The sequence below is a fragment of the Pseudomarimonas arenosa genome (assembly GCF_014841215.1).
Taxonomy (GTDB): Bacteria; Pseudomonadota; Gammaproteobacteria; order Xanthomonadales; family Xanthomonadaceae; genus Pseudomarimonas; species Pseudomarimonas arenosa.
On sequence record NZ_JACYTR010000012.1, the window covers coordinates 100,892 to 113,205 of the forward strand.

General features: G+C 63.7%; 2 protein-coding genes. Both read left to right on the forward strand.

The features are described from left to right. The first annotated feature begins 31 nt into the window (after positions 1-31). The gene (locus tag IFO71_RS08625) at positions 32-8,290 is read left to right on the forward strand and encodes a GEVED domain-containing protein (RefSeq protein ID WP_192029206.1); all 8,259 of its coding nucleotides are present in this window, start codon (positions 32-34) and stop codon (positions 8,288-8,290) included. 353 nt (positions 8,291-8,643) lie between these two features. Next, positions 8,644-12,141, forward strand: a complete 3,498-nt coding sequence (locus IFO71_RS08630; protein WP_192029208.1) for a Calx-beta domain-containing protein — start codon at positions 8,644-8,646, stop codon at positions 12,139-12,141. Positions 12,142-12,314: the final 173 nt, after the last annotated feature.

Sequence of the window (12,314 nt, forward strand, 5' to 3'; positions counted from 1 at the left end):
TCTGACTTCCCTGCTTAACCGGAGAGCGTCCGTGAAGAACGGCATCGGCTTCGTTCGTGCTTTGTTGTTGTTCGTCCTGATCGGCATTGCGTTGCCTGTGCTGGCCCAGGACCCCAATGTCTCGCTGCAGAAGCAGTTGGTCAGCCCCGCTGCCAATGCCACGGTGCCGCCGGGGACTGATGTGCGCTATCGCATCACGTATGCCTGCAACGGGGTGTCGGTGGCGAGCTGCGGCACCTTGACCATCACCGATACCTTGCCGCCGGAGCTGGAGATCGTCAGCTGCGATTTCCCTGGTTTCACGGTGGCCAGCTGCGCGGTCGGCACAAATGCGGTGTCGATCAATCGAACAATTAACTCTGGCGTGACTGGCGAGGGCTTTATCAATGCCCGGGTGCGCCCCAGCGCCGGACCGGCGACCAATGTCGTCAATACGGCCAATGCCAGCTTCAGCAACAATCCCGGCGGCCAGACCTTGCCGGTGGTCGCCGTCAGTCCGCCAATCAACATCAGCGCCGCCTCGCAGCGTAACTACACGATCAGCAAGACCCGCATCGATCCCATTGCCGCCCTGGTGATTTCCGACCAGGCCACTTTCGTCACCGATCGGGTGCAGTTCTGTGCCACCAGCGGTATCGACCTGGTAGAGCTGCAGGGAGTGAGCATCTACGACGACACGCCGGCCATCGCGAGCAATATCCGCACCACCATCCCCGCTGGCGTGCCGGCAATCAGCGAGAGCATCGTCGGCAATCGCATCACCTGGACCATTCCTGCCGCGCGCCTGGACATCGATGCCCTGTACCCGCCGGGTTCGAATCTTGGCGCGCCGTCCTGTTTCAGTTTCTTGGTTACCTATGATCTGCCTGCGGGTGCCGCCCTGGTCCAGGACCGCGCGCATGTGCGCAGCACCGACAGCGTGTATTGCCCGGAAATCGGTCTGGGTGTGCCGCCGATCGGCAGCACCGACGAAGCACAGTGTTATGGGGAGACCGATGGTGTGCGTGGCGGCCCGGCGTCGATCGGCTCGGTGAGCAAGAGCGGCAATGACGCCACCCCCAGCGATGCTCCGGACGACTTCGGCATTGGCCGAATCAACTGGAATGTGGGCGGATCATTCGAGTCGAATGTCGGTCTGCGCGACGTCGAGTACTTCGATGTGCTGCCCACCGAGAACACCGGCAACCCGGCCCAGCTGCAGGTCAGCAGTTTTACTCTGGGACAATGGGTGCAGGGTGCGCCGATCTATGACGTGGTGGCCGATGTCTACACCACCACGATCACGCCAGCGCCCGTCGCCAACTGCGGTGATGCGAACTGGACCCTGGCTGCCGCCGGCGCTGCGTTCAACGCTAACACTCAGATCAGCTCTGGCCTGGCCGGTATCACCGGCATCTGCTGGGCCTTTCGCAACGCCTCGGCTGCCGCGCCGGTCAATGAGCTACCGCGCGACTTTGCCTTCACCAGCTCGCCGCGTATCACCCAGCCGGTACCAAGCACGATCACTCCGCCGGCCCTGCCCGGCGCGATCCTGGTGCAGAACTGCTTCCAGGTGAACTGGGACGCCGGTGGGCCGCAAACCCAGAACACCTGCCGCACCCAGCGCATCGAAGATCCGCGCGCCGGTGTCGATCCGATCAAGGTGGTGCAGGCGGCGCCGAGTCAGCTGCGGCCGTTGGACGAGATCGTCTATCGCGTTGGCGTGAATCACGCGGTCGGCGACTCGACGGGCGATATCGTCAATCCGGTAGTGGTTGACGTGTTGCCGGCCGAGCTGGAGTTCATCAGCGCGACGCCGGTGTCACCGGGTTCGCCGGTACCGACGATCGTCGTGTTGTCCGACACGCCGGCGGCCGACCAGACCCTGGTGCGAATCAGCTACACCGGAACCTTCCCGCGCAACACGCCGGTCGCCAATATGCCGCGTGTCGACATCCGTACCCGTATTGCCGCCGGCACCGCCGACGGTGTCTATAGCAACCGGGTGGCGGTGTTCGAGAACGGCAATCCCGACACCACCTGTGCCGGCAGCGAAGTCGTCGACGCCGAGGACTATGACGGCGATAGCAACAGCACCGAGAATCGCTGTCAGCGCGATGTCAGCTTCACCATCATTCAGGCGGCGGTGCTGGACGGCACCAAGTGGGTCAGCGGGCCCGGTCCGTTCGACAACCCGTCCAATCGGATTGTCGATGACGCCATCGAAGCACCGGTCACCGCCCATGCCGATTGCCCGGTCTATCACACCGAGTTTGCCGGTCAGCTTGGCATCGGCGTGGACACCAACCCCTACACCCGCTTCCCCTGCGTGGCACGCACCGAGTTCGGCGGCGCCTTCAGCTACCGCATCCGGGTGCAGAACGCCGGCAATGTGGCATTTGACAATTACGTGATCTACGACGTGCTGCCCTTCGTCGGCGACACCGGCGTCGGCGAGCCGCAGGCCATGGTCACTCGTAACACTCGGTTCCGTCCGTTCATGACCGCTGCGCCGACCGTGCTTGGCGCACAGACCGATGCCCCGATTGCCGGCAAGTTCACTGTAGAGTATTCGGCGTCGACCAACCCGTGCCGAGATGAGGTGTCCGACGATCAGGATACCGCAGGCTGGCAGGGCGGAAGTTGTACAGATGACTGGAGCGCCACGCCACCGGGTGGCGACTTCGCCAATGTGCGCGCCTTCCGCATTCTTGCCTTCACCGATGACGATGGCAGCGATCCGGTGAACTGGGGGCGTCTGGAAACCGTGGTGTTTGAAATCCCGATGCAGGCGCCGCCGTTTGTCGCCCAGCCGGGCAGCAACGATGCCCTGCCCAGCATCGTCGACAGCACCAGCATTTTCAATCCGTCCTACGGTTCGTTTGCTCATCGCGCCTACCGCGCGGTGAACGGCGCTTCGCTCGATCCGCTCAATTTGCTGCCGACCGCAGAGCCGGTGAAAGTCGGTGTTATCCTGCCCGAGCGCTACCGCATCGGTAACCTGGTTTGGCGCGACACCAATAATGACGGTGACGTCGACCAGGGTGAGCCGGGCTTGAACGGCATCGACGTCTACCTGTGCCGTGATGATGACGGAAATGCCGGGCCGACAGTGGGCGATACCCAGGTGGCGATGACCACCACAGCGACCATTGGCGGTCGATTGGGCAAGTACCGTTTCAGCAATCTTCAGCGGCAGAGTGACTACTACGTGGCCATCCCTGATGGCCAGACGCCTCTGGCTGGCCTCGTGGTCTCCACCAGCAACAATGGCCGCGATCCAAACAACGACATTGACAACGATAACAACGCCCAGGCCAGCGCCGCCCCGGCAAGCTGCGCCGGCGCCTCGGCCTACGTCACCTCGCCCAACTGGATCGTTGGCATCAACAGCGGTCTGGAGCCCAACAACGAGCGCACCCACACCAGTTCGGGCAATCAGGACGATGATCCGATGCAGGGCGGCGGCACCGATCTGTGGCCGGATCGGATGTCGAACTTCAGCGCCGATTTTGGCTTCGCCGCCGGCAGCAACAATGCCGACCTCGGCGACTTGCCGGATAGCGGCAACAACACCGGAACGGGCAACTACCGCACGGTGCTGGCCGACAACGGCCCCAGCCATCTGCAAACGGCAAACCTGAGCCTTGGTTTGCTCTGGGATGCCGAACTCGAAGGGGTGCCGAGTGCGACCGCGCTGGGCGACGATCTCGCCTTCAGTGATGACGAAGACGGCGTTGTCGATGTCGCGCAGCTGCAGTTCTTCCGCGGCCAGCCGGCCCAGGTGCAGGTGCGGGTGGTGAACGATAGCGGCAGCACCGCGCGCCTGTGCAGCTACGTCGACTGGAATGCCGACGGTGACTTCAGCGACACCGTCAATGGTGTCGCCGAAATGGCGCCAACGCTGACCATTCCGACTGGCACCGGTGGCACTGGCAGCGTGGTGATCGCGAACTGGGGCAATGCGCCGTATCCGGGTTCGACCATCGACCCGACCTACGCCCGTTTCCGCCTCAGCCTGGACAGCGGCAATTGCACTACGGGTTTCGCCAATGGGCCTTCCAACAGCGGTGAGGTCGAGGACTATCAGGCCGCGGTGATCGCCATCGATCGCGGCGATCTGCCCGACACCACGGCGGCCACCGGCGTCGGCGATTACCAGACCCTGATTGCCAATGCCGGCCCCAGCCATACCATCCGTTCCACCCTGCGTCTGGGCAGTGAGAACGACGCCGACATCGAAGGCCAGCCGAATGCGGCGGCCAACGGCGACGACGCCGCACCCGGCAGCCAGCCCGATGACGAGGACGGCATTACCACGGCCGACCTGTCGCTGATTGCCGGCGCCGCCGAAACCGTGCGTTACACGGTCACCAACACGACCGGCCATCCTGCCACGGTTTGCGGCTATATCGACTTCAATGGCGACGGCGACTTCCTCGATGCCGGCGAGCTGGCCACTGACAGCGTGGCGACCGGCGCCAACAACGCCAGTCGTTCACTCAGCTTCAACGTGCCGGCCGATGCAGTCAGCAGCAGCTATGCCCGATTCCGCTTGTTCACCGCCGCGGCCAACGGCGGCGCAAGTTGCGACCCCGACGGCGATCTGCTTGATGGCGAGGTCGAGGACTATCCGGTCAGCGTCGCCGCCTTCGATCTGGGCGACCTGCCGGATACCGCCAACGGTGTCGGCACTGGCAACTACCAGACCCTGCTCAGCGATAGCGCTGCGCGCCATCCGATTCTGCCCGGCTTCCCGACCGCGCCGAATCTGTACATGGGTACCGGCGTCGACGCCGAAGCCGACGGCCAGCCCAATGCCGGTGCGAATGGCGATGATGGCGTGTTCAGCGACGACGAAGATGGCGTTAGTCCGGCCGAACTCGGCCTGATCGTCAATATCCCGGCGACGGTCAATGTCAGCGTGACCAACAACGCCGGGGCAACAGCCCGGTTGTGCGGCTTTATCGACTTCACCGGCGATGGCGACTTTGCCGATCCGGGCGAAACCGCTTCGGCCAGCATCGCCAGTGGTTTCAGCGGCAGCACGGCACTGAACTTCGGTCCGCCCCTGGTCGGCGCGGCTAGCAGCACCTACGCCCGCTTCCGTCTCAGCACCGACACTGGCGGCAACTGCACGGCCAGTGGAGACGCCAGCGACGGCGAGGTGGAAGACTATGTGGTGAGCATTGCCGAGCCCTCCGATCTGGGGGATCTGCCGGACAGCGGCGCCGGCACGGCCAGCGGCAACTACGAGACCCTGCGTGCGTCCAACGGCGCCCGCCATCCGCTGCGTCCGGGCCTGCGCTTAGGCGCCCTGGTCGACGATGAAACCGATGGTTTCCCGAGCAATGCCACCGATGGTGACGACCTCGACAACAGCGATGACGAAGATGGCATAGTCATCGACGACCTTGGCGCCAGCAACCTGGTTGCCGGTCGTGCGGCCGCCGTGCGCTTCAACGCCACCAATTCCACTGGCGTCGCTGCGCGTGCCTGTGCCTACATCGACTTCAATGGCGATGGCGATTTTGCCGACAGCGGCGAAGTGGCGCAGACCGCGGTGCCTGACGGCAGCACCGATGCGGCACTGAGCTTCAGCTTCAATGTGCCGACGGCGGGAACGGTGAATAACACGTTTGCCCGATTCCGCCTCAGCACGCAGGCCGGCGCCTGCAGCGGGGCGACGGCCAACGGCGTCGAGCCGGACGGCGAGGTCGAGGACTATCAGGCGGCGATCAGCATTCAGGATTGGGGCGATTTGCCCGATACCGCGGCCGGCGTGGCCAGCGGCGATTATCAGACCCTGGCCAGCGACAACGGCGCGGTGCATCCGATCGTCGCCGGCCTGCGGCTGGGTGCCAGTGTCGATCCGGAAGGCGATGGTCAGCCCGGCACCGGCGCCAATGGCGATGACAACAATCAGTCCGGCCTGCCAGCCCTCGATGACGAAGACGGCATCGACATCGGAACACTGAGTTTCACCGCCGGCATCGCCAGCGATGTGGCGCTGACTGCCACCAATACTACTGGCCTGCCGGCGCGGGTCTGTGGCTTCATCGACTTCAATCGCGACGGTGTGTTCGCCGGGCCGGAAGTGCAGGAGGTGGCGGTCCCCGATGGCAGTGCCGACGCCGCCTTGGCGCTGTCCTTCACCGCCCCGGTCGACACCTTGTTCGGCGAGGTGTTTGCCCGCTTCCGTCTCAGTACCGATGTGGCGGGCGCCTGCGCGTCCGCAGGCCCGGCCAGCAACGGCGAGGTGGAGGACTACGTCGCCTTCGTCGGCAACGTCGACCTCGGTGACCTGCCCGACGCCAGCATCGGCACCGGTGCTGGCAACTACAACACCTTGCGTTCCGACAGCGGCGCCGAGCATCAGATCGTCGATGGCCTGTTTATCGGCGCCCGGGTCGATCACGAGGTAGACGGTCAGCCCTCAGTCGGCGCCGATGGCGACGATAACGCCGCGCCGCTGTCACCGGTGGTGGACGACGAAGATGGTGTCAATCCGAGTGACCTGGTCTTCATCGCCACCACCCCGGGCATCGTGCCCGTAGTCGTCACCAATACCCAGACCACGCCAGCGGCAGCCAATCTCTGCGGCTATGTCGATTTCAACGGTGACGGCGATTTCCTCGATGCCGGCGAGTCGGCTTCGGCGGTGGTGCCCGATGGCAGCAGCAATGCCACGGTCAATCTGAGTTTCGGTACGGTGCTGGCGACCTCGGCACGTTCGACCTACGCCCGCTTCCGGCTGACTACCGACGCCTGTTCGCCGACCGGCTTTGCCAGCAATGGTGAGGTCGAGGACTACCCGGTGACGGTGCGGGTGTTTGATCTCGGTGATCTGCCTGACAGCGTGGCCGGCGTGGCTGCCAATGACTATCAGACGCGTCTTGCCGACGGCGGTGCCCGGCACGAGATCGTCACCGGCCTGTTCCTGGGCAATCAGGTCGATCCAGAGGGCGATGGTCAGCCCAGCGCCAATGCGCGCGGCGATGACATGGCCGGGCTGGACGACGAAGACGGTGTCACCTTCCAGACCCCCTATGAGCTGGGCAGCCCGGCGCGCGTCACTGTGCGTGCGACCAACTTAACCGGTACATCCGCCCTGGTCTGCGGGTACATCGACTGGAATGGCGATGGTGATTTTGCCGACAGTAATGAGTTCCTCTCGCAGGCCGTGCCGGCCGGCAGCAACAACGCCAGTTTCCTGATGAACTTCGGCCTGGCGCCGATCCAGGCGGGCCTGTTGCCCTACGCGCGCTTCCGTCTCAGTACCCATGGCGTGTGCTCGGTGACCGGTGAAGCCAGCGACGGTGAGGTCGAGGACTATCAGATCGACACTACCGGCAACGGCGCGTTGGAGCTCGGTGATCATGTCTGGCACGACCGCAACAACAACTGTCACTTCGACCCGGGTGAGCAGGGTATCGCTGGCGTCACCGTGCGGCTGTTCCTCGACAGCAACCACGACGGCGAGCCCGATGCGGCGGCAATCGACACCACCACCACCGACGGTGACGGGCGCTATCGTTTTGTCGATCTGCTGCCGGATCACTATGTGGTGGAGATTGATCGCCCTGGTCGCTATCTCGGCAGCAGCGGTTCGGGCTGGCCGTATCAGCCACACGGCAGCTGCATGAACGGCGTCAACCCCAATGACGATGCCGACGAGGACGACAATGGCTTCGAGATGGGCGACCTCACCCGCTCGCCGTCGATCACCCTGGTAGCCGAGGATGAGCCGGGCCCACCCAACTCAGATACCAATCCGACTGTCGATTTCGGCTTGGTCTACAACTTTGATCTGGCGTTGGACAAGCAGTTGGACCCGGCACAGCCGGCCAATGTGGTGAGTGGTGAGATCGTCGACTACGTGGTGACGGTGCGCAATGAAGGCGCGGTGCCGGCGCGCAATATCTGGGTGCGCGATCGCTTCCCGCCGGGCTTTGCTTACGTCGGCGATGATTGGATCGAAGCGCTGGACGGACGCTCGGCAACCTACATGTTTGCCGGCCCCTTGTTGCCGGGCGAGAGTCTGAGCGTGGCAATTCGACTGCGGGCGCTGAACGGCAGCGGCGGCACGCTGTACAACGATGCCGAGATCATCGATGCCGATGACGACCTGGGCAGCGACCCGGTCGACATCGACTCGGTGCCGGACAACGACACACCGCCCGAAGACGACCAGCGCGGCGTGCCTGTATTGCTGCCGATTCTGCAGATTCCGGCCACCGATCTTTGGGCCTTGGCGCTATTGGCGGTGCTTGCGTTGGGCATCGGATGGCGGCGCCGAAAGCTGATCTGAGTCGTGTGCCCCGGCCCGCCTCTCGAGGGCGGGTCCGGGGGCGTTCGCTGTCGACCCATTCGTGAAATCCTTCACAAAAGCCTTGACATTCTTCACGATCCCTTGCCGTCTGTCGGTTGGTGGTTCAGCTTTCGTATAACTGTCATTTATCCCGGGTATCATGCCCGTCCCTCGTGCACTGGCAGCGGTCAGGCGACCGCAACGGGGGCTGCGTCCTCGGGCTATGACTTCGCGGTGACGGATCGTCGCCAACGGCGGGTTTTGCTCCGGACGCCCTACTACCTGCTCTGTCCAGCGCCGATTCGGTGGTGGCGGGTGGTCTTTTGCGTCCCAAATCCGAACAAGGTTGAGTTATGTCTAATCCGCAGTTGAAGCGCGCATGTCTGCTCGGGGCCCTGCTGGGTGCCGGGCTGGCAAGCCAGGACGTGGCCGCGCAGGCCGCCGATCTGTTCTTCTCCGAGTACGTTGAAGGCAGTTCCAATAACAAGGCGATCGAGATCTACAACGGCACCGGAGCGGCCGTTGATCTGAGTGTCTACACGGTCGAGCTGTACGCCAATGGCGCCGCGTCGCCGGGCAATACGCAGGCCCTCAGCGGTACCTTGGCCGACGGCGATGTATTCGTCATCACCAACTCCGGCGCTGCGCTGACCGAGATCACCAGCAACTCCGATCTGACCAGTTCGGTGACCTTCTTCAACGGTGACGACGCCCTGGTGCTGAAGAAGTCCGGCGTGGTCATCGACCGCCTTGGTCAGGTGGGTTTTGATCCCGGCTCCGAATGGGGCACGGGCAATGCCAGCACCCTGGACAACACCATTCGCCGCAAGTCGGATATCTGCGAAGGCGACACCGCGCACCTCAGTGCGTTCGATCCTTCAGTGCAGTGGGACGGCTACCCGAACAACACGGTTGAAGGTATCGGTGCGCATACGGCCAACTGCACCACCACGCCGGAGCTGTCGATTGCCGATGTCAGCCAACTGGAAGGTGACAGCGATAGCAGCACCTTTACCTTCACCATCAGTTTGAGCGCGCCGGCCGCTGCCGGTGGCGTGACCTTTGATATCGCCACCGCGGACGACAGCGCGACGGCCGGTGAGGACTACGTGGCCAGCTCGGCAAACGGCCTCAGCATCGCCGAAGGCGAGTCCAGCACAACCTTTGCGGTCACCGTCAACGGCGACACGGCGGTTGAAGGCAATGAGCGCTTCTTCGTCAACGTCAGCAATGTAGTCGGCGCCAATGTCGCCGATGATCAGGCTGACGGCACCATCCAGAATGACGACGCTTCCAGCCTGCCGGGCTTGAGTATCAGCGACGCAAGCATCGCTGAAGGCAATGGCGGTACCACCACCTTGAGTTTCACTGTGAGCCTCAACGCGCCGGCCGGCGTGGGAGGCGTCAGCTTCGATGTCGACAGCAGCGACGCCCTGGTCGACGATAGCGCCACCGCCGGCATCGACTATGTCGCGCTGTCGCAGGATGGACTCAGCATTGCCGAAGGCGAGACCCAGACCACGGTCGATGTCAGCATCAATGGCGATGTCAGCTTCGAAGCCGACGAGCAGTTCGTGCTCACCGTCAGCAATGTCAGTGGCGCCGATCTGATCGGTGCCCAGGCGACCGGCACCATTCTCAACGATGATGTCAGCCTGTCGCTGGCCGACGCCAACCTGACCGAGGGTGATCAGGGCAGCAGCCCGCTGAACTTTGTCGCCACTCTCAGCGGCCCCTTGGGCAGTGACCTGACCATCACGGCCAACACCAGCAATGGCAGCGCCACTGCCGGTGATGCCTCGCCGGCGGACTATCAGGCGATCAGCAACGGCGAGTTCGTGATTGCGGCGGGCCAGACCAGCGTACAGATTCCGGTCACCGTGTTCGGCGATATCAGCGACGAGAACGACGAGACCTTCAATCTGAGCATCGCCGCCAGTGGCGTCGATCTGTTGGATGGCGAGGCCATCGGCACCATCACCGACAACGATTCGGCCGCGGTTGAAATTCATGCCATCCAAGGCAATGGCCTGCGTTCTCCGTTCGCTCCGGCCAGCGGCAACACCAGCGGTCAAGCGGTGACCACGAGTGGCAATATCGTGACCGCGGTGCTGAGCAATGGCTTCACCATGCAGACCCCGGACGGTCGCATCGACGGAGACCTGCAGACCTCACAGGGACTGTTCGTGTTCACCGGTTTGGCCCCTGGTGTCAGTGTCGGTCAGACCGTGACAGTGAAAGGCGCGGTCGCCGAGTATTACAACTTCACCCAGCTCACTTCGGCCACCGTGGTAATCGACAACGCCGGTGCCAGCGCGTTGCCGACCGCCATCGTGTGGGATCAGAACACCCCGTCGCCCGATCCGACCAACCTGAGCTGCGGCGCCACTCTGGGCAACTTCGAATGCTTCGAAGGCATGCGGGTCAGCGTGCCGGTCGGCGTGGTGGCCACCGGCAACCAGACCTTTGGCACCGATCCCTATGCCGAAGCCTATGTGTCGGCGGTCGGTACCCGCAGCCGTCGTGAGGCCGGTGTGCGCTTCGGCCTGTCCGGTACCAATGGCCAGGCGGTATGGGACGGCAATCCGGAAATCTTCGAGCTGGATGCCGATCGCATCATCAGCGCCAATGCCAACCTGGAGCTGCGTGGCGGCGCCAGTTTCGAGGCGACCGGCGTGGTGGGCTACGACTTCGGGAACCACGAGCTGTGGCCGACCGAGATGACCGTGCTGGACGACGTGCAACGCGGTGTGCCGGCCAACCTGCGTGCCTCGGCCTTCACCATCGGTTCGTTCAACGTGCTGCGTCTGTGCTCGACGGCCAACTGCGCCAGCACCTCAGGCGACCCCACCGAGCAGGAGATTGCTGCCAAGCAAGCGCGTCTGTCGGCCTATGTCCGCGACGTACTGCGCTCGCCGGCGGTACTGGGTGTTCAGGAGGTCGAGACCCTGGAACTGCTGCAGCAGCTGGCCACTCAGATCGCCAGCGATGGCGGCCCGACCTATACCGCTTACCTGGCAGAAGGTAACGACGTCGGCGGCATCGACAATGGTTTCCTGGTCAACGAAGCGCTGATCAGCAATGTCAGCCTGCGCCAGCTAGGCCTCACCGATCAGATCACCGATGCCAATGGCTGCAGCGGTGGCGCGGCGCCCTGCACACTGCACGATCGCCCGCCCTACATGCTGCGCGGCGTGTTCAGCGCGGCTGGTGTGTCGCAGCCATTCGCTGTGGTCAATAACCACACCCGTTCGCGTGGCTCGGTGGATAGCGGCAGCGAGAGCGGCCGTGTGCGCCTGAAGCGCTATTATCAGGCCCTGGCGATTGCTCAGATCGCGCAGCGTTTCCAGTCCGGCGAAGAGCTGGAGCCGACCGCGCCGACGGGTGATACCGCCACTGCCGACATCCCGCTGTTCCTGGTCGGCGACTACAACGCCTTCGAAGTCACTGACGGCTGGGTAGACGTGGTCGGCCTGATCGCTGGCAGCTACGACAATGCCGAGAACGAGATCAGCCTGTCCGGCGGCCAGGTGGTCAATCCGCCGCTGCTGCAGACCTCGTCGCTGGTGGATATCGAAGCGCGCTACTCCTACACCTATGCCGAGAACTACGGCAACATCCAGGCGCAGGAACCGCGTCGCGCCGGTCAGGCACAGATCCTCGATCACGGCTTTGCCAATGCCGTGGCCGCCCCGCTGGTGCGCGGCATGGCCTATGGTCGTCTCAATGCCGATGCGCCGGCGCGTCTGATCAGCGCCGGCAGTGGCGCCGAAGGCAGCTCCGATCACGATGGTTTCGTGATCTACGTGGATGTCTCGCCGATGATCTTCAACTCCAGCTTTGAAGATTGATTGAGGCGTTAAGTAGAGAACAAAAGGGCGCCTTCGGGCGCCCTTTTTCTTAGCCCGGATATTTCATGAGGGGGCGCGGATGATCACCGAGGACTTTGCGTCGAGTGCAAGGCGCGACGAGCCCAAGTGGTGGGCCCACTTGGGCGAGATCGGGACGCAGTCCCGCGTAGCTG

Coding starts and splice junctions, on each gene's coding strand:
- IFO71_RS08630 (WP_192029208.1), top strand. CDS start 8,644: ATGTCTAATCCGCAGTTGAAGCGCGCATGTCTGCTCGGGGCCCTGCTG.